Source organism: Nocardia sp. NPDC056611 (assembly GCF_042792755.1).
Lineage (GTDB): Bacteria > Actinomycetota > Actinomycetes > Mycobacteriales > Mycobacteriaceae > Nocardia.
Genome location: NZ_JBHTVV010000001.1, coordinates 1,101,370 through 1,120,344, shown reverse-complemented (window position 1 = coordinate 1,120,344; position 18,975 = coordinate 1,101,370). Strand labels below are relative to the sequence as shown.

Below are 18,975 nucleotides of genomic sequence, written 5' to 3'. Positions count from 1 at the left end.
GATGCCAACTGCGATGTCATCAACCTCGACAAAAGTTGAAAGGCGGACCTGAAACCTGTTGGCCAGGACCGCCTTTCGCAGTAGCGGGGACAGGATTTGAACCTGCGACCTCTGGGTTATGAGCCCAGCGAGCTACCGAGCTGCTCCACCCCGCGTCGGGTAATGACAACCGTACACAGGGGGCGGAGGATGCGCCTAATCGGCTCGTCAGGGGCTGTTTTCAGGCCGGAGTCGAGGTGGGGTGCAGGGGTTCGGGGGTGGCCGTGGGGGTGGAGCGGTCGGTGGTGGTGAAGTGGCGGGCGACGAGCATGAGGGCGAAGGCCGTGAGGAGCATGGCCACCAGGACCGCGATCGAGGTCCAGAACATGGTGTCGTACAGGGCGATGTCGGCGCGGATGACTGCACGGCGGGCGAAGGTCATCGGGGCGATGTCCTCGAAGGGACGGAACGCGGGAGGGGTTGTGCCCGCGGGGAATACACCGCCGAAGGTGAAGATCTGGAACATATAGAAGGCGAAAGCGGCGATCGAGCCGGTGACGCGGCCGAACACCACGATGAACAACTGCGTGGTGACGGCGGCCACCGCGCCGACCAGGACGATCACAGCCGCCATGACCGGCCACTGCTCGGGCGACCAGCCCGCCGAACTGCCGTAACCGGCGGCCAGCGCGGTCAGGACGATGACTCCGGCCGCGCCGACCGCGGAGCCCCGCAGCAGAGGTACGGCGGTGCGTCGCCAGGGGGTGCGGCCGGTCGCGGCTCCACGCCACGGGCGCACCAACATCCAGAGCACGATGGCGGCCAGGAACGCGCCCATGACCACCAGGACCGGGCCCGCACCGCGGGCGATCTCCTTGTGGCTGCGGTCGCCGCCGCGGACCAGCTGGCTCGGCTCCTGGTTGCGGACGTCCATGGTGACGGGCTGGGCGATCACGTCGGCGGAGGCCGTGGTGTCGGTGATGTGGGGGGCGGCGGAGGCGCCGTCGCGGAGGCCGGTGTCGAGTTGGGTGGCGCCGTCGTCCAATTGGGTGACGCCGGAGCGGAGTTCGTGGCCGCCGTCGGCGAGCTGACGGAGGCCGGTGGAGAGTTCGGTGGCGCCCGCACCGAGTTGGACCGCGCCGTCGCGGAGCTGGGTGGAGCCGTCGGCCAGGGCCAGCACGCCGGCGCGGTATTCGGCCTTGGGGTCGGTGAGCTGGCGGGCCAGTTCCTTGGTACCGTCCCGCAATTGGGTGAGCTGGCCGACCAGGGAATCGGGGTCGCCAGGGCGCTGGCCGATCAAGCCCTTCAGCTGGGTGGCGGCGTCGGCCACGGACGGGTCGGGGTTCTTGCTCAGCTCGTCGAGCAGCGGGTTCAGTTGGGTCGCGAGCTTTCCGGCGGGTTCGACCACGTCGAGCAGGGGCGTGATGATCTGGTCGACGCCGTCGCGGATCTGGGTCGCGCCGGTGCCGAGCTGGTCGGTGCCGGTGATCAGTTCGTGGGCGCCGTCGGCGAGTTGCACGGTGCCGGTGTGGAGTTCGCGGGTGCCCGCGACCAGTTGGGAAGCGCCGGTGGCGGCCTCGTCGAGACCGCTCGAGAGTTGTCCGGAGCCGTCGGCCAGCTGAGCGGTGCCCTGCGCCAACTGGGTCGCACCCTTCGACGCGTCGCCGATGCCCGCGCCGAGACTGTTGACGCCGACCAGGATCTGCGAGGCGTAGCTGCGGCCGATGGTGGCGGCGATCTGATTCTGAGCGTCGGCGATCACGCTATTGGCGACGGCGGGGCCGAGAGTGCCGTTGAAGTCGTTGTACCAGACCGCGATTCGGGCGCGCTGCGGCACGGGATCGGTCACGCTCAGCACACTGCGGGTGAAATCCGCGGGAATGACGACGGAGAACGCGTAGCGGCTCTCGCGCAGGCCCTGCACGGCTTCAGCGCTGCTGACCCGATGGAACTGCAGCTCGCCGCCGGACACCAGGGTGTCGAGAATCTCGGTCCCCATGTTCTGGGCCTTGCCGTCGGAGACGCCGCCCACATCGTCGCTGGCGACCGCCACCGGGATCCGCTTCAGATACAGCTCCGGGTCCCACATGATCCACATGTAGACCGCCGAGATGAGCGTCGGCACCACCAGGAACAGCACCACCAGGACCCGAAGCGGACCCGAGGCCCGGCGCGTCCGGAGCAGCTCGCCGATGCGTGCGCGAATGGATGTCGATCTGTCTGCCACGGCGAAACCCCGATACTGCCCAGTGAAACGGTCGAGCCCAAGCTAGTTGGTCGCTCGTCCAGTATGTGGGGATTCGGGGAAATTGTCCTGCCGAGTCAGCGAATCGCGTCCACCACCAACGCGGTCGTGTTATCGGTGCCGCCACGCGCGAGCGCCGCACCGACCAACCCCTCCGCGACCTGACCCACCGAGGAACCCTGCGCCAGGATCGATTTGATGAGCGGCATGCCCAGCTGCTTGCCCACCCCGTCACTGCACAGCAGCAGCCGCCCCGCGCTCGACCCGGTGGAGGCCCGGCCGATGTCGCCGGGGCGCACCGTGCGCACCGACGTGGTCACCAGATGCCGCATGCCGGGCAGCGGATCGTGCCCGCGCGCCCGGAAGTACTCGGCCACCGTGTGGTCGGTGGTCATGCGGTGCAGGACACGGCCGTTCCATCGGTAGGCCCGGCAGTCGCCGACCCACGCGACATCGCACGGACCGTCCGGCTGCCCCTGGCTCGGCAGCACCGCGACCACCAGCACACAGTCGGCGGCCGACTCGGGTAGCTCGTCCACCAATCCCTTTTGCGCCGCCAGGATTGCGGCCTGCGCGCCCTCCGTAACCGCCACCTTCGCCGCGATCGAGGCCGCCAGCCGTGCCGCCCGGGCCGCGGCCAGATGATCACCGACCCCGTCTGCCACCACGAAAGCGCTGCGCCCACTCCGCGTATCCGTGAAGGTGGCGAAGGCGTCCGCGTTGACGGTCCGCCGCCCCAGCCGGGTCACCCCCGACCCCGCAACCCGGACGAGCAGCGCGCCGGCATCGGCTTCTTCCACCTCGATGGCTTCGGTGTGCACGACCCGACCTCCTGGGACTCGGTCTCACGGGGTGCTGACGACCAGCACTACCCATTCAACGGGCGAAACCCCTGCTCCGCTCCCGAATTGCCTGTGGGCTTGCTGAGGAACCGCCGAACCGACCCCGCACATTCAGTGGTACGCCATGTAACGGATACCATCACACCCGTGGCCAAGCTCAAGGTTTCCGTAGACGTCCCGATCCCGCCCGACCAGGCCTGGTCGCACGCCTCCGACCTGCCCGAACTGGACAAGTGGCTGACCCTGCACGAAGGCTGGCGCGGCCCGGTCCCCGACGACCTCACGCCCGGCACCCGGCTCATCGGCGTCGCCACCGTCAAAGGCTTCCGCAACCGGGTCACCTGGACGGTCAAGACCGCCGAACCCCCGAACCGCCTGATCCTCAACGGTTCCGGAATCGGCGGCACCAAGTTCGGCATCGAACTGCGGGTCGCACCGAGTTCGACCGGCTCGCAGGTCACCGCGAACTTCGAACTGGGCGGCGCACCCCTGTTCGGGCCCATCGGCTCGGCGGTCGCGCGCGCCCTGCGCGGAGACATCGAACGCTCCCTGGAACGCTTCGTCCAGCTCTACGGCTGAATATCTCGCAGTGCCAGGCGAATTCGAGACCCGAAGAGTCGGCACGCCATAACTTCCGATCAGAAATCACGAATTCCCCTCCACTGACAAGTGCAAATTGTAAATACGTAGACAGCGATCACGTGTCTAGAATTCAGAGCATGCAGGTGCATACCCAACAATTGCGCTGCCTCATGACGGTCGCCGAAGAGAAGAGTTTCGCCAGCGCCGCGCAGCAGCTGTGCATTTCCCAGCAGAGCGTGAACGCACAAATGAGGCAGCTGGAGCGGGCGCTGGACATCGTCCTGTTCGCCCGCACCACACCCGCCATCGAGCTGACGGCAGCCGGTTCGGCGTTTCTGCGGGACATCAGCCGAACCGACAACCTGGACACGGCGATCGAACGCGCCCGCGATATCCAGCACGCGGAGCAGGATCGCCTCGTCCTGGGGACGCTCGAAGGCGCGGCTCTTACCCTCACCGAACCGATCCTCGACGCGTTCCAGCAGCGCCATCCCGGGGTCACCGTGCAGCAGCGGCAGTCCAGCTACGACGACCCGAGCGCGGGGCTTCGAGATGGCGCGGTGGACGTCGCACTCGTCCGGCGGCCCTTCGCCGACAAGGGAATTCATTGCGAAACCCTGTTCGCCGAACCCCTGATGGTCATGCTCCCCACCGACCACAGGCTCGCCGACCACACCCAGGTCCACGTCGGAGACCTGGTGGACGAGACCATGATCGGCGCGTCCTCCAAAGACCCCGAATGGAACGCCTTCTGGGAACTGGACGCCTACCGCGACGGCCGCCCGGCACCGATCACCCACCGCACCGCGTCGGCGCTGGAATCCCAGTACAAGGTGCCCCTGGGCCTCGGCATCGTGGTCACGGTGGCCGCCGCACGCTGGCTGCCGTTCCCGGGGATCCGGCTGGTGCCGATCACCGGCGCCGCCCCGAGCGAGGTCGCCGTCGGCTGGCGCGCGGCGGGCGAGAGCGCCCTGGTGCGCTCATTCGTCGACGTGGCCACGAAGATCCGAGACACCCGCCACGACCTGGTCGACCCGCTGCAACGCCCCGACTTCACCGACCGGACGATGCCTTTCCAACCGTGATCGTCGATCACAAAGGCAACCGCAGGACAATTTTGCCCCTCGGCCGACGTTTTTCTCGTGGCCCGGAGACCGAATTGTCTATCGGCGCGTCAATTGATGCCCGTTGGACGGAATACCACCGACACAGGCCTCGCCCATTACCCGCGCGGCCAACAGCTTTCACTGAACACGGTTGATGGGGTGACACCGCTGTACGGTGCCACCCCATCAACTGTGTTCGAGACACGATCAAGCGTGTGCGATGAGCCCCAGGCCGGGGTTGTCCGCGAAGACCGACTTGATCGGCTGCGCGTTCATTACAGACGCATTCGGTCGCCGATCGGCGCGACCGGCACCCTGGTGGCGCGCATGATCGCGATCAGCCGTTCCAGGTCCGCGATGCGCTTACGGAGTCGCCTGTTCTCCTCGGAAATGCGCGCACAGCGACTCGATCCGACCATGCCCGCTTCGCTTTCCGCCTGCCTGATCCACAGGCGCAGCGCTTCATGATGCACGCCGAGTTCGGCGGCCATTCCGCGAAAGGTCGGCTTGGGATCAGATTCCCGGTACAGCCGGATGGCGTGCGCCCGCAGCGCATCCGGGTACTTCTTGGGCGGCGCCACGGCGACCCCCTTTCTGGTCGACGTCGAAAGACGTTAGCCCACAAGCAAACCCGAGTAAAATCAGAATTTCATGGTCATTGACAACCACTGGCTGTCAATCGCGCCGGATGCGCTTCCTGGCCGATCCAGACCCTACCCGACCTGGAATCTCTCGATAAATCATTCTTTGTTGCCGATCGCCAGGTTCGACTTGTCAATCCTGGCGGCAATTGACAGATCAGCCTTGTGAATGGACCCGATATTCTGATTTTTCTTGTCCCCCAGGGTGTTCTAGCGTGATCACGACATTCGGGCGCGAATTGTGAAGCCCCGAACCCTCCCATTCCACGCCCTATTGCCGGAGGAGTACATCCATGAAGCCCAGCCTCGTGCGAGCGTCCGTCGTCACGTCCCTCGCGCTGCTGCCGCTCGGCCTCGCCGCGAGTCCCGCCCAGGCGGATCCGCAGGCGCCGTCGACCGTCGATTTCCAGTGCCAGGCCAAGCCCCCGATCGGAGACGCCCAGACCTTCACGATGGCGCTGGGGGTGTCGGGCACCGCACCGAGCGTCGCGAGCGTCGGTGACGCGGTGGCGATTACGCTCACGCCGGCTGCCCAGCAGGTCCCCGACTCGGTCTCCGGCCATGCCCTCCGCAGTCTGCGCGGATTCAAGCTGTCCATGCCGGTTCCGACGAATTCGACGTATGTGTCGAGCACGGTGTCCGGCGGCACGGTCGCCGCGACGGTCGGACAGTCCGGGGGCCGGATCACCCTCGACGCTCCCGGGACCGCCACAGCCGGAGCCGATTTCACCCTGCCCGCGGTGACCGTGAACGTCACCGCGTCCGCGGCCGGGACCATCACCAGCGCTCTCGCGGGCACCAGCTTCGACGATCCGGGTCTCACCTTCACCGCATCGGTGGATTCGGGCACGATCCTCGGCGCGATCGACGTGCCCGTGAAGTGCTATCCCGGTTCCGCACCGACCCTGACCAGGACCACGGTGACGGCCGGGAACCCGGGCGGCAACCCCGGTGGCACTCCGGGCGGCAACTCCGGGTCCGGCAACAGCAACTCGGGGTCGTCGCGTCTCCCGGGTCTGGCGGCCCTCACCGGTTCCGCCGGGTCCTAGGCGAGGCCCGACACCGCGAAAGAACGTGCGAGCCGATAGATCCCGGCTCGCATACGGCCCCTCCGCAGCGGGGGCCTGTCGGGCACCGCCGGCCGCCGGTTCTTCTCCCACAGCCGGATCGGCCGGCGGTGCTCGACGCATCGGACGGAGTTCCGAAATCCCGTCAAGACAAAGGACATCTCCATGACACACGTAACCGCCCGCGCCGCTGTCGGCGCGGCCGCCACCGTCGCCCTCGGCGCGGTGACGCTGCTGGGTTCCGCCGCCGCCGGCGCGGCCCCGACGACGATCAGCTGGGACAACGGCTCGAGCCACTACACCCGGACGGTGAGCAATACGACTCCGCGGGTGGGCGAGAAGATCACCGTCAGCACCAAGATCGAGCGAACCGGCTCGGACGAGAAGATCAACTGGTTCAAGGACTTCCACGACGCCTGCCTGACCTATGTCACGAATTCGGCGAAGCTGACCGACACCAGCGGCGAGCACCAGGTCGAGCCCTACCTGGACATCAAGGACGACTTCATCGCGGGTGACTTCACCGCCACCAGCTACAAGGTGGTCGCGAAGGCGGGCTCACCGGCCCTGTTCAGCGCCCAGTACACGGTCGGCACCGACTGCGAGGAGGGCTTGGAGCTCGACAGCGGTATCGAATACCTGTCGAGCGCCGGGAAAGCCAGCTTCACCAGCCAGGGGCCCGCGATCACGGTCTCCAAGGCCTCGACCGCCACTTCCACCACCACGCTCGCGCCCGTGACCGGCGCGGTGGCCGGCAAGGCCGTCACCCTGACCGCGACCATCGCGCCGGCCCAGGCCGGAGGCTCGGTCACCTTCAAGGACGGCAGCACCGTCATCGGCACCGCGCAGGTCGGCAGCAACGGCAAGGCGACCGTCCAGTGGACGCCCGCCGCCGCCGGCCAGCACACCATCACCGCCGAATACTCCGGCTCCAACGCCGCTTCCGGCTCGCAGGCGACCGCGAGCGTCACCGTCACGTCCTCGGGCGGAACGGGAGGCACCGGCGGCACCGGCGGCACGGGTAGCGCCGACGGCATCCTCAGCAGCCTCGGCTCCCTGCTCGGCGGCACCGGCGGCACCGGCGGCACCGGTAGCGCGGACGGCATTCTCAGCAGCCTCGGCTCCCTGCTCGGCGGCACCGGGTCCAGCAAATAGCCACGACCCCGCCGGCTGAACACAAAGCGGCCCGGAACCACAAGGTTCCGGGCCGCTTTCCTGTCTGGTTCCCAGCTACGAGAACATTGGCGATGAGATGCATCCGAGCGTCGCGAGGTGACCGCTCACGCAGGCGGATTGCCCCAGCCGGTGGCGTGGTCCGGGCCGCGGACTACGCTGCCCCGCGACAGCGGCTCCGGCGGCGACCTGGTCGCCCGCGGCGAACGCGACGCGATAGCGGCTCAATTCGCCAGCAGGCGTTCCAGATCCGGTCGACGGCGACTGGCTCGGCCCATCCGGCAACGATCCAGGCGTGCCCGGCGAGACCTGAACCCATTGGGATCCAACAAGTCCCGGCAGAGGACACCGCGTCCTCGCCCGGACACAGATCGAGCCGCACCCGGTTGGCCGGGTGCGGCTCGAGTTACTCAGCGAGCGTGCCTACTTGAGTTTGCGGCAGTACAGGGCGTCCGGATGACCGCCTCGGGAGTTCCACGAGAAGCCGATGCCCGCGGCATACTCGTCGGAGTTGCACTGGCCCTTGTAATGGTTGTTGGCGTAGTCCCCGCCTTCACCGGAGGCCGGGCGGTTGTCACCCCTGTCGTCCCACACGGTGCGACCCGCGCCGGCGAGGGGGATGCGGCCGGGGGCGCACAGGATGGCGGACATGCCGCCACCGTTCAGGCTGTAGCCGATCATGAACTGCCCGTTCTGGCACTGGTACTTGGTGAACCCGTTGGCCCAGTCGGTGTCCACCTTCTCCTCGTTCACCTTGTTCGCGAGCGTGCCGGGCCTCCACAGGTCGCCCTCGTTGGAGTCAGTGCACAGACCCCGCCTGCCGGTCGCGCTGATCCCGATCAGGCGCTGGTCATCGGGGCACACCATTTTCGTTGCGCCGGAATCCCAATCGTTGCCCGCCCGCAGGGACGCGTTGTGGTCGGCGTTGGTGCCGTAGAGCATCGACCAGGCGCGCATGGGCGCGACCTGCCCGGACTTGCCCTTCTCGCCCACCAGTCGACGGAAGTATCCACCGCGCCAGTCACCGCCATTGGAGGTGACACTGCTCAGGTTGCCGTCGGCGGCGTAGCGCAGCAGTCCCCAGTTATCGCCTTGATCCGGGGTCTGGTAACCGACGATCGGCCAGTAGGCCCAGTCCAGGTCGCGGCTGATCAGGTAATCGACCATGTTCGCGAACCACGCTTTGTCCTGCTCACTGCCCTGGGTTCCGACGCCGAATTCACTGATCCACACCGGTGCGGTGAAGTGCTTGTCGGGCGTCGTCGCCACATACCCGGCGAGCTCGTCCATCGAGCGGAACAGGTCATCGCGCGACATTTCGCGGAAGCGAGTGTCGTGGGTTTCGCCCAAGCCGGTCGCGCCGGTGTGGTTCGGGCCGATGTAGCCGTAGAAGTGGGCGCTGTACACGACCTTGTGCGAGCGAGTGAGCGTCGAGCTCAGCCAGCTCTGCGGCTTCAGCATGGGGCGTTCGTGCGGGAACAGATCGGAGGGGATGCCGGTCCAGTTCAGGCCCTCGATCATGATGAGCAGATTCGGGTTGGCGGTGGTCAGGATTCGATCACCGGCCTGGCGGGAGGCCGCCTCCCAGTCCTGGTTGTCGCCCCAGCCCACGTTGGGGTCGTGCCAGGTGGTCCGCCGGATCTCATTGCGCAGGTCCGCGCCGATGACGCCGGGGTTGCCCTTGTACCGGGCCGCCATGAACGCCCAGTCGTCCACCCATTTGCCGGTGTCCTGGCCCGAATTCCAGAATTCGTTGCCGTCGTTCGAGCAGCACCATTTCGTGGTGGTGGTGTGGTTGTTGAGGATGACGCCGAGCCCGGCATCGGTCAGCGCCTGAACCGCCCGGTCGTAGACCTCGAGCGGCTTGAGGCCGTTGAGCGAGGGGTTGGCGGTCAGACCGCGCACCGGCCGATCGTCGGAGATCATCTCGTTTGAGAACGGCAGGCGAATGCTGTTCAGCCCCAGCGCTTTGAAGTCCTTGACCAGCTTGTCCATCGAGACGCGCTCCAGGCCGAGCGGCGCTCGATGCCCGACCTCGCCGCCCTGGTTGTTGGCCGGGTCCTCGTCGTCGCCGCTGCCGTTCCAGGTGCCGCTGGAGCCGTGCCAGTTACCGGATTGCAGTTTGACCCGGTTCCCGTTCGCGTCGACGATATAGCGCCCACGGGTACTGAGCGGGCCTTTCAGATCCGATCCCCCTGGACCCGAACCTCCGCAGCCGGCAGATCCGGAAAACAGGCATGGCCAAGCTTCGCTGGTAGGCGCGAAATACATCCCCAGGGCCAGCAGCATCGCGGAGACCAAGGTGAACGCCGACAGCGCTTCCCACCCTGGCCGCCGCCGAAAACGGTGTTCAATCAACGTCATTCGAGTTCCTCATCCGAAGGTCGATAACCGCGTGCTACTTGCTGGAACCGGTTCCGAGCAGCGAACCGAGGCTGCCGGTGGAGACGCCGCCGCCCCCGTCACTGTCCTTGGCGACAGTGATGAACGGGCCGTAGCTGTTGTAATCGCCCTTACCGAGCGAACCCTGGTAGGACGCGCCGCTCGAGAGGGGGACGCCGCGGGTGCAGCCCGCACCGACGGTGTACTTGACGGTGAGGGTGGCCGGGCTGGCGGCCTTGACGAACACGCGGTAGCTGGTGGCCATGAAATCGCCCGCGGTGAAGCCGGGCCTGATCTCGAGATAAGGCTCGACAGCCTTGTCGCCGGTGCCGTCGTTCATCCTGGCCGAGTCGGTGACGTAGGTCAGGCAGGCGTCGTGAAAGTCCTTGACCCAGTTGAGCTGCAGGTCGGGACCGGTGCTGCGCTCGAACTTGGTGGTGACCGTGATGGTGTCGCCGGCCTTGGGCGTGGCGTCACTGACGGTGCGGGTGACGCTCGCGACGCGGTCGGTCCACGTGACGGAGTCGGGGGCGGCGTGTGCCACGCCGGTGCTCAGCAGGGTCAAGGCCGCCGCGGCGGTCACGGTGCCGGCGGCGATACCGTGCCGAGTTGCTCGGTGTGTCATTGGAATCCTTCGGACGCAATGCGGTTGATTTGAGCGTCGAACCGGGTGCGGCCGACTCATCGGCAGAACTGTAGGGCGATGTCTTTTCCCTGTGAAACGCTGATTTCGGATGGATCCACAGGTTTTGATTGTGAAAGCATTTCGCCGGGTCAGCGCACTGATTCAGGGCGGCACGGCCATTTCCGGTCCCCCATTCACGGCCGATGAATTCGCCGGCCGCGGCTCGGCCACTAGAATCTGGGCATTCGCACAGGATGCCGGAGGCCCGTGCGCCGAACAGGGTTTGGAGGCATGGGCGGTCCCGCACGCGAGCAACCCCGCCAGGAACGCAGCCGGCTGCGGCGCGAGGCGCTGGTCCGCGCGGCGCTGGAATTGATCGCCGAGCAGGGACCCGCGGCCGTGACCCATCGCAAGGTGGCGGCCCGCGCCGAACTGCCGGGTGCGACGACCGGATACTTCTTCGCCTCCGTCCAGGATCTGATCGACGAGGCGCTGGCGCTGCAGGTCCGCGACCGCATCGCCGAATTCGGGCCGATGTTCGAGAACGCGCTCGCCGACCGCCCCACCCTCGACGAACTGCTGCGGCTCATCGCGGTCACCGCCGCCCGCTCCCGCACCGCGGTGATCGCCCAGTTCCAGCTGTACCTGGACGCGGGGCGGCGACCCGAACTGGAAGGTCCCGTCACCGAGGCGCTCGAACAGTTCGAAGCGCTCGCCGCCCGGGTGCTGCGCGCCTGCGGGGCCGTCGATCCCGAGGAGGCGGCGGGACAGATCGTGGCCATGATCGACGGTTTCCTGCTGCATCGCCTCGGCCGACCGCGCACCCGCGCGGTGGAAGCCGATTCCCTGCATCAGGCATTGCGCGCGCTGACGCTGTCGCATCTCGCCGGGCCCGAACGCGACGCGGCCGACCGGCTGCTGCGGCGACGGGTCGGGCCGGAAGCCGAGTAGCTCTCCGAAACCCCCAGCGGCACAGCGAATCACCCAGAAATCCTGTACAAACGCACAGATTCGAATAATCTGTACACTCGCACAGATTTCAGCCTCGATCGAGATGAGGACATATGCGTTCCGCACTGACCGGCCTCGCCGCCGCGGCGGCTTTCGCGACACTGCTCACGACGCCCGCGGCGGCCGACGCGGGCCCGCACGGTTATGAGGAGTACGTCGCCCTGGGCGACTCGTTCGCGGCCGGACCCCTGGTACCGGCCCAGAGCGGCGACTCGGCGAGCTGCCTGCGGTCGGTCGACAACGGGTATCCGGCACGACTGGCCGCCACCCTGGGCATCCGGAACTTCCGTAACGTGACCTGCTCCGGAGCCAAAGCCCAGGACTTCGACAAAGCCGGTCCCGGATGGGGACGCGGCGCGACACCGCAGTACGACGCCCTCAGCGCGCGCACCGACCTGGTCACCCTCACCATCGGAGCGAACGACGCCGGACTGTTCCAGGACCTGCTCGGCTGCTTGAGCCCGGCGCCGGACAACGCCGCCCGCGCCTGCGTGGACCGCTTCACCGGCGGCGGCGTCGATCAACTCGCGGACAAGGTGGACACCGCCGCCTCGACCATCGGCGCCACCCTCGACGAGATCGCGCGCCGCGCACCCCGCGCGCGCGTCATGATCACCAGCTACGGCCAATACCTGCGTCCCGGCGGATGCCCGGACCTCGCCGCCCCGATCACGGCCCGCGACGCCGACTACCTGCAGACCACCATCGACCGTCTCGGCGACCGCATCGCCGAACAGGCCGCCACGCACGGCGCGACCTTCGTCGATCTGCGTCGAGCCAGCCTCGGACACGACTCGTGCGCCGCCCCGCGGGACCGCTGGATCGAGCCACTGCTGCCCGCCGCCCCGGCCGCGCCGTTCCACCCCAATGCCCAAGGCGGACAAGCCTTCGCGAACCTGATCGCAGAGGCGCTGTGAGGAAGTAGCGGGAGAGGATCGAAACCGCGGACGATCAGTCCGCGACCAGGTTCATGCGGAGGAACTCGGTGATGCGGAGCAATTTCGGTGGACGCACCGCCCCGTTGAGGAAGGCCTGGATGGCCTCGTCCGCTCCGACCAGGCGCGGTGCGGTGAGTTCCACGTCGGTCCCGTCGATCCGGAGGCCGGCTCCGCCGGCCGCCAGGACATTGCGCACCCAATCCGAGCGCGATCCGTACACGGGGACGAACAGGTAGCCGCCGTCGACCGGGTAGGCGTCCATCGGGGTGCGATACGTCGCGCCGGAGACCCGGCCGACATGTGTCAGCACGGGCCACTTCCCGCTCGCGATCGCGCGCGGGTTGAACACCCGCTTGTTCACGTGCCCCCACCATCTCGGCATCGGCATGGTGCATCTCCTTCTGACGGTAGTGCGCATGACTTCGAGCCTTACGGTCGTAAGTCATCCTTACATGTGTAAGGTTGGCTTACGATCGTAAGCCTGTCAACACCTCGTCCAGGGAGCCGCCGTGTCGCGACCATCGCAACCACTGAGCAGGGAACGCGTACTGGAGGCCGCCATCCGAGTCGCGGATCGCGGTGGCGTGGAAGCGATCACGATGCGGCGGGTAGCTCAGGAGCTGGGCGTCGAGGCGATGTCGCTGTACCACCACGTGCCCAACAAGGACGGCCTCCTCGACGGCGTCGTCGACACGGTGTTCGCGGCGATCGAACTCCCCGCACCCGGAGGCGGCGACTGGCGTGACGCGATTCGCGTGCGCGCCCGGTCAGCCCGAGAGGTTCTCTCGCGGCACAGTTGGGCGCTCGGACTCATGGACTCCCGGCGCAACCCGGGACCGGCCACGCTCCGCAGCCACGACGCGGTGCTCGGCGTACTTCGCGCAGCGGGCTTCCCGCTTCCACTCGCCGCGCACGCGGTGTCGCTCATCGACAGCTACACCAGCGGATACGTTCTCCACGAGGCCAACCTGCCGGCGACGACGCCCGCCGACGTCGACGACGTCGCGGGCGCGATCCTAGAACGCGTGCCGCCCGACCAATTGCCGTACCTGCGGGAAATGATCGTCGACCACGCCCTCGGGACGGACTACGACCACACCGGCGAATTCGCCTACGGCCTGGACCTGATCCTCGATGCGCTCGAGGATCGCCGGAAGCTCGGCTAGTCCCAATCGAACCAATCGAAGAACTCGAACGGCAGTAGATGCTTGTACCAGCCCGGAGGGATTCCCCAGCCCGGAGGGAACAAGAAGTGCTTGCTATCCCCGACCTGGTCCGAGTGCTGATCGACAGGGGTGGGGGTGTAGTTGGTGACCACATCGGCCTGGGTCGGGACGGTCACGGCGGTGACCGGAGCCACCGCAACAGCACCGGCAAGGACGGCCCGAGCCACCGTTTGCCTGGTCATTGCGAACATTGCCGAACCTTTCTGATGATCGAACGGTCGCATCATCGTGATGCTCCCGAATCCCGCGCTGTCGGCGGTGTACGCCGAGGTCGACCGCGCGGGGAATGCCACGAAGGCCCAGGGGCAATGCCGGGGGTCTGCGCGCCCCCGCAGAGGGGGCCGACGTGCGCCACGGTAGGCATTCAAGGTCAACGGCGGGCTACGTTCGAGCCGATTCTCGGAGTAGATCAAGCGCGACATCGACTCCCCCGCCGAGCTGGGCGCGGCGCGCTGCTTCGAGACCGAGGTACGCGATCTGGGTCGGCGACGCCAACCTCCGGTTCCAGTGCGGCGTGGCGTTCCGCAGACATGTCGCGTTCGTCTGGAGCAGTGACGAGCAGGACGTGCGCCGGCGCGCGGCCGCTCAGTACATGATCCTGGCGAACTGTTGGCGCGTACTCGTCCGTAGACGCGAGAAAGGCCCGGAACCTGATGGTTCCGGGCCTTTTCGTAGTAGCGGGGACAGGATTTGAACCTGCGACCTCTGGGTTATGAGCCCAGCGAGCTACCGAGCTGCTCCACCCCGCGTCGGTGAACACAACATTACACACGGCCGAGCAGATGCACCAAATCGACTGGTCAGGCGGGATTTCACGGGAGATGTGAGCACGCTGGGCGAAGGTCGCGGAGCGAATCGGACCGGACGGTTGCCCGTAAGCGGAGTAATCGAAGTGAAAATCTCCCATTTGAGAGCCTCGCGTACGCGTATGGCCGTTGACATACGCCAGAAACGTGACCGGTGTCACAAATTCCCGGTGATTCGAGTCACATCACGGTGAGATAACAGACCGTTCCGGATCAGCATTTACAGCATAGCCAACCTGCATCAATGCCGATTTTCCAGTCATTCGCTTCATGCAATTCTGACGTTATCAAGACGTGATCTACCGAGATTTCCTCGTTATCGTCAGTCGCGGCCCGGACCAAACCTGCGATGGGCTCCGACTCGAACCGCTGCACTCCGGAAACCCTGTCCCGCGGTCGAGCACCCCGACTCCTGGGGACAGGGACACGGCGGAGCATCCGCGCCGGGCCGGTCGGCACAGGGAGGGAAAAACACATGAAACAGAACCGGAAGATCAACACCCGCGCCCTCGGCCTCGCCGCCGTCACCGGCGCACTTGTTGCCGTCCCGTTCGGCTTCACCGCGACCGCCTCCGCCGCTCCGGCCCACGACTGGGACGGCGTCGCCCAGTGCGAGAGCGGCGGCAACTGGGGCATCAACACCGGCAACGGCTACTACGGCGGCCTGCAGTTCTCGCAGAGCACCTGGGCCGCCAACGGTGGTTCCGGCAACGCCGCCAACGCCAGCAAGGCCGAGCAGATCCGCGTGGCCGAGAACGTGCTCGCCTCCCAGGGCGTCGGCGCCTGGCCGGTCTGCGGCCAGTACCTGCGCACGGGCATCTCCGAGCCCGAGCCCGCCCCGGAGCCCGCCGCCCCCGCGCCCGTCGCCCCCGCGGCCCCCACCGACCGCCAGGCCCTGATCGACCAGGCCAAGAGCGTCGCCAACACCGTCGCCGGGCAGCTGGGCATGCAGGATCAGTACAACCAGATCCTCGCCTCGAACGCCGGCCTCATCGAGACCTGGGGCAAGTAGCCCGAATCTCCTTCCTTTTCCGGAAGATATGGAAAGGTGCTGCGTCAATGGCGACGCGGCACCTTTCGCTATTTCGAGGCAATAATTCTTATTGTGCGACAGTAATTTCCGTGTCGCGCAAAGCGAAAGGCGCTGCCATCCAACGGATGACAGCGCCTCTCACGTCAACGGATCAGCCACCGGCCTTCTGGTAGTTGTTCACCGCGGTCTGCAACTGCTCGAGCGCCTTGCCCAGCGCGCCCAGATCGCCCGACTTCTGCGCGTCCTGCACCTGCCGCAACGCGTCGTCGAGCTGCTTCACCGCCGCGTCCTTACCGGTGGATCCGGTCGGCGGAGGCGGATTGGCCGGCGGCGTCGCGCCCGGGGTCGGCGGTGTAACCGCTTGTCCTGGTTGATCGGTCGCGGCATTGCCCGCGGCGGGCAGGATCTGGTCGAGGGCTTCCTTGACCGTCGCGCCGTAGCCGACCTTGTCGCGGTAGCTCGCCAGCACCTTCACCAGCTGCGGGAAGGACGGCGCGTTCGGACCACCGGTATTGCGTTCCAGGTACCACGGTTCGACGTAGAGAATGCCGCCATCGCCAACCGGCAGCGTCAGCAGGTTGCCGTACTTGATCTTGTTGACATTGCCGCCCGTCAACAGGTTCCGATCCCTCGACACTTGATCGGCCGTCGTCATGGACGTCTGCGTCTGCCCCGGGCCCGGGGTCTGCGAGTCCGCGGGCAACTTGAGCACCGTCAGCTTGCCGTAGTTCTGCGGATCCGAATTCGCCTGCAGGTAGGCGGACATGTAGTTCCGCTTGTAGCCCACGATGGCGCTGGTCAGATTGAACTGTGGCTTACCGGTTTTCGGATCGCCGAGCAGCACGTAGTACGGCGGCTGATGCGCACTACTGGCCGCGCCCTCCTGGGTCGGATCATTGGGCACCGACCAGAAGGCATTGCCGTTGAAGAACTCCACCGGATCATCCACGTGGTACTTGGCGAGCATCTCGCGCTGCACCTTGAACAGGTCCTCGGGATAGCGGAAGTGCGAACGCAGTTCGTCGGAGATCTCGCTCTCCGGCTTCACCGAGTTCGGGAACACGCCCTCCCAGGCCTTCAGCACCGGGTCGGTCTTGTCCACCTCGTAGAGGGTCACGGTGCCGTCGTAGGCGTCCACCGTCGCCTTCACCGAGTTGCGGATGTAGGAGACTTCCTTACGCGGTAGTAGACGCCCCGTGGCCTGGTCGATGCTGTCCTCGACCGCACCGTCCAACGGCGTCCGCTGCGCGTACGGGTAGTTGTCGAGGCTGGTGTAGCCGTCCACGATCCAGACGATGCGGCCCTTGACCACCGCCGGGTACGCATCGCCGTCGGCGGTCAGCCACGGTGCCACCTTGGTGACCCGTTCGCGCGGATTGCGATTGAAGATGATCTTCGAATCCGAGCCGATGGCGCCCGAGAACAGGATATTGCGCTCGGCGTACTTGGCCGCGAAGGCCAGCCGGTTGAACCAGTTGCCGATCTTCACGCCGCCCGCACCGTTGTAGGTGAACTGGTCGGTAGGAGTGTCGTATTCGCGCGGGGTCTGACCGTTGGCGCCGACGATGGCGTAGTCGGCGTCGCTCTTGGAGATCAGCTCGCCGTAGTAGATGCGCGGCTGATCGACCGGGATGGCTTCCTTGAGCCCGGCCTTCTTGGTGATCAGGTCGCTGACCGTGGACATGTCGCCGACGGTGAACACCGGATAGCCGTAGCCGCCGTTGGAATCGGTGCTGCCCGCGCTCTGCCCGGCCTGCTGGGATTCCTTGGGCGGGGCCGCGTTCACCTTGTTGGCGGGCGAGGCCACGAAGCCGTTGCCGTGCGTGTACACGGTGTGCTTGTTGAGCCAGTTGGTCTGGTTCTCCGACAGGTTCTGCGGCTGGAGCTCGCGCGCCGCCACCACGTAATCGCCCAGTTCACCGTTGACGGTGTAGCGGTCGATGTCGAGCGGGTCGGGGAAGCCGTAGAAGTTCTGCAGCTGCTGGTTGCGTTGAATGAACGTCTGGGTCAGCAGGTTCGGATCCAGCAGGCGGATGTTCTTGATCGTCTGCTGGTCGGCGGGCGAGCTGACCTGTTCATTGGTCGCGACGCCCTTGTAGTTGACGTACTCGACTTTGTCCGGGGTGAGCCCGTACGCGGCGCGGGTGGCCTCGATATTGCGCTCGATGTAGGCGCGCTCCTTGGTGGCCGCGTTCGGGCGCACCGAGAACTGCTCCACCAGCAGCGGCCACACCGCGCCCACCAGCACCGAGGACAGCACCAGCAGCGCCGCCGCCATGGCCGGAATACGCAAGTCGCGCAGCACGACCCCGGCGAAGAAGGCGATGGCGCAGATGACCGCGATGGACAGCAGGATCAGCTTGGCGGGCAGCACCGCGTTGATGTCGGTGTAGGAACCGCCGGTGAAGGTCGGCTCCTTGCGGGTGCTCGACAGCAGCGCGTACCGGTCGAACCAGTAGGCGACCGCCTTGAGCGCCACGAAGATTCCGGCCAGGATCGCCAGCTGCACCCGCGCGGAATTGCTCAGCGTGCCCTCCCGCCCCGACAGCCGCAGCCCGCCGAAGACGTAGTGCGCCACCAGGTTCGCGAAGAACGCGATCACCACCGCCACGAACAGCCAGTTCAGCACCATCCGGTAGAACGGCAGGTCGAAGGCGTAGAAGCCGACGTCGAGATGGAACTGCGGGTCCTGCACCCCGAACGAGCCGCCGTGCAGGAACAGCTGCACCGTCACCCAGTTCGACTGCGCCACCAGACCCGACAGCACGCCGATGAGCAGCGGGATGCCCAGGCCGAACAGACGCAGCCGGCTCATCACCGTGGTGCGGTAGCGGGCGATCGGATCGCCGGGACCGCTCACCGGCACGAATACCGGCCGGGTGCGGTAGGCCAGCAGCAGCGCCAGCCAGATGATCGCCGCCACGACCACCGCGACCACCAGGAACAGCAGCGCCCGGGTGAGAAGCACGGTGTGGTAGACGTTGCGGAACCCCACCTCCCCGAACCACAACCAGTTGGTATAGGCGTCGGTCAGCCGGGGCCCGACCAGTAACAGCGCGGCCAGCACCAGGGCCGTGACGAGCAGAATGCGGCTGCGTCGCGACAGCGAAGGTAAGCCGGTCGGGGGGCGCATGCCCACGATGCCACTCTCCCAGGGTCCGGCGACGTCCGAGCCGGGAAACCGGCGCCGAACGTCGCAGTCCGATGATGCGAGCTGGTCCCAGGGGACCGTTCGCGCCCCACTCTACGTAAAACGCCCGCCGCGCGGCCCAACACCTGCCGCGTCGGACAGGGATTCACGAGATGCGAGGATGACCGG

The 18,975-nt window shown here is 66.8% G+C and carries 16 protein-coding genes and 2 tRNA genes; 8 read left to right on the top strand and 10 right to left on the bottom strand.

Features of this window, described 5'->3' with window-relative positions; translation table 11 throughout:
- Window positions 1-81: 81 nt before the first annotated feature.
- The 3 genes from ACFRAQ_RS05090 to ACFRAQ_RS05080 all read right to left on the bottom strand — a co-directional run bounded on the left by ACFRAQ_RS05090 (window position 82) and on the right by ACFRAQ_RS05080 (window position 3,045).
- A tRNA-Met gene (locus ACFRAQ_RS05090) sits at window positions 82-155 on the bottom strand.
- A gap of 65 nt (window positions 156-220) precedes the next feature.
- Window positions 221-2,206, bottom strand: coding sequence for a YhgE/Pip family protein (locus tag ACFRAQ_RS05085; protein ID WP_379094307.1), 1,986 nt, complete (start codon window positions 2,204-2,206; stop codon window positions 221-223).
- Between the two features lie 95 nt (window positions 2,207-2,301).
- Window positions 2,302-3,045, bottom strand: coding sequence for a PP2C family protein-serine/threonine phosphatase (locus ACFRAQ_RS05080; RefSeq protein ID WP_379094305.1), 744 nt, complete (start codon window positions 3,043-3,045; stop codon window positions 2,302-2,304).
- A 168-nt stretch (window positions 3,046-3,213) separates the two neighbouring features.
- Between ACFRAQ_RS05080 and ACFRAQ_RS05075 the strand changes: the two genes are divergently transcribed.
- Both ACFRAQ_RS05075 and ACFRAQ_RS05070 read left to right on the top strand, forming a co-directional pair.
- Complete coding sequence (locus tag ACFRAQ_RS05075; RefSeq protein WP_379094303.1) at window positions 3,214-3,645, top strand: SRPBCC family protein; 432 nt, start codon at window positions 3,214-3,216, stop codon at window positions 3,643-3,645.
- 140 nt (window positions 3,646-3,785) lie between these two features.
- Window positions 3,786-4,733, top strand: coding sequence for a LysR family transcriptional regulator (locus tag ACFRAQ_RS05070; RefSeq protein WP_379094301.1), 948 nt, complete (start codon window positions 3,786-3,788; stop codon window positions 4,731-4,733).
- Between the two features lie 296 nt (window positions 4,734-5,029).
- Here the strand turns inward: ACFRAQ_RS05070 and ACFRAQ_RS05065 are convergent, their stop codons facing one another.
- Entirely contained in the window at window positions 5,030-5,335 is a 306-nt protein-coding gene (locus ACFRAQ_RS05065; protein ID WP_379094299.1) for a transposase, read from the bottom strand.
- A 353-nt stretch (window positions 5,336-5,688) separates the two neighbouring features.
- Between ACFRAQ_RS05065 and ACFRAQ_RS05060 the strand changes: the two genes are divergently transcribed.
- Entirely contained in the window at window positions 5,689-6,444 is a 756-nt protein-coding gene (locus ACFRAQ_RS05060) for a hypothetical protein (RefSeq protein WP_379094297.1), read from the top strand.
- 183 nt (window positions 6,445-6,627) lie between these two features.
- Window positions 6,628-7,617, top strand: coding sequence for an Ig-like domain-containing protein (locus tag ACFRAQ_RS05055; RefSeq protein WP_379094295.1), 990 nt, complete (start codon window positions 6,628-6,630; stop codon window positions 7,615-7,617).
- A 441-nt stretch (window positions 7,618-8,058) separates the two neighbouring features.
- On the opposite strand, the gene ACFRAQ_RS05050 is transcribed toward ACFRAQ_RS05055, so the two are convergent.
- Window positions 8,059-9,999, bottom strand: a complete 1,941-nt coding sequence (locus ACFRAQ_RS05050; RefSeq protein WP_379094293.1) for a glycoside hydrolase family 5 protein — start codon at window positions 9,997-9,999, stop codon at window positions 8,059-8,061.
- 34 nt (window positions 10,000-10,033) lie between these two features.
- Window positions 10,034-10,642, bottom strand: a complete 609-nt coding sequence (locus tag ACFRAQ_RS05045; protein WP_379094291.1) for a hypothetical protein — start codon at window positions 10,640-10,642, stop codon at window positions 10,034-10,036.
- 291 nt (window positions 10,643-10,933) lie between these two features.
- Here ACFRAQ_RS05045 and ACFRAQ_RS05040 point away from each other — a divergent pair, with 291 nt between their 5' ends.
- Window positions 10,934-11,593 carry a TetR/AcrR family transcriptional regulator gene (locus tag ACFRAQ_RS05040; protein WP_379094289.1) on the top strand — a complete coding sequence of 220 codons (660 nt, stop codon included), beginning with the start codon at window positions 10,934-10,936 and terminating at the stop codon, window positions 11,591-11,593.
- A 113-nt stretch (window positions 11,594-11,706) separates the two neighbouring features.
- Entirely contained in the window at window positions 11,707-12,570 is an 864-nt protein-coding gene (locus ACFRAQ_RS05035; RefSeq protein WP_379094287.1) for an SGNH/GDSL hydrolase family protein, read from the top strand.
- A gap of 34 nt (window positions 12,571-12,604) precedes the next feature.
- On the opposite strand, the gene ACFRAQ_RS05030 is transcribed toward ACFRAQ_RS05035, so the two are convergent.
- Window positions 12,605-12,979: a nitroreductase family deazaflavin-dependent oxidoreductase gene (locus tag ACFRAQ_RS05030; RefSeq protein WP_379094285.1), complete on the bottom strand. Its 375-nt coding sequence runs from the start codon at window positions 12,977-12,979 to the stop codon at window positions 12,605-12,607.
- Between the two features lie 121 nt (window positions 12,980-13,100).
- On the opposite strand from ACFRAQ_RS05030, the gene ACFRAQ_RS05025 reads away from it, so the two are divergent.
- Window positions 13,101-13,757, top strand: a complete 657-nt coding sequence (locus tag ACFRAQ_RS05025; RefSeq protein WP_379094283.1) for a TetR/AcrR family transcriptional regulator — start codon at window positions 13,101-13,103, stop codon at window positions 13,755-13,757.
- On the opposite strand, the gene ACFRAQ_RS05020 is transcribed toward ACFRAQ_RS05025, so the two are convergent.
- Together ACFRAQ_RS05020 and ACFRAQ_RS05015 are read right to left on the bottom strand one after the other, a co-directional pair.
- Window positions 13,754-13,999 carry a hypothetical protein gene (locus ACFRAQ_RS05020; RefSeq protein ID WP_379094281.1) on the bottom strand — a complete coding sequence of 82 codons (246 nt, stop codon included), beginning with the start codon at window positions 13,997-13,999 and terminating at the stop codon, window positions 13,754-13,756. The genes ACFRAQ_RS05025 and ACFRAQ_RS05020 overlap by 4 nt on opposite strands.
- A 493-nt stretch (window positions 14,000-14,492) precedes the next feature.
- Window positions 14,493-14,566: transfer RNA gene (locus ACFRAQ_RS05015), tRNA-Met, on the bottom strand.
- A 532-nt stretch (window positions 14,567-15,098) separates the two neighbouring features.
- On the opposite strand from ACFRAQ_RS05015, the gene ACFRAQ_RS05010 reads away from it, so the two are divergent.
- Window positions 15,099-15,635 carry a transglycosylase family protein gene (locus ACFRAQ_RS05010; protein WP_379094279.1) on the top strand — a complete coding sequence of 179 codons (537 nt, stop codon included), beginning with the start codon at window positions 15,099-15,101 and terminating at the stop codon, window positions 15,633-15,635.
- A gap of 172 nt (window positions 15,636-15,807) precedes the next feature.
- Here ACFRAQ_RS05010 and ACFRAQ_RS05005 read toward each other — a convergent pair whose 3' ends face one another.
- Window positions 15,808-18,795 (bottom strand): UPF0182 family protein, encoded by a 2,988-nt coding sequence (locus ACFRAQ_RS05005; protein ID WP_379094276.1) that lies wholly within the window; start codon window positions 18,793-18,795, stop codon window positions 15,808-15,810.
- Window positions 18,796-18,975: the final 180 nt, after the last annotated feature.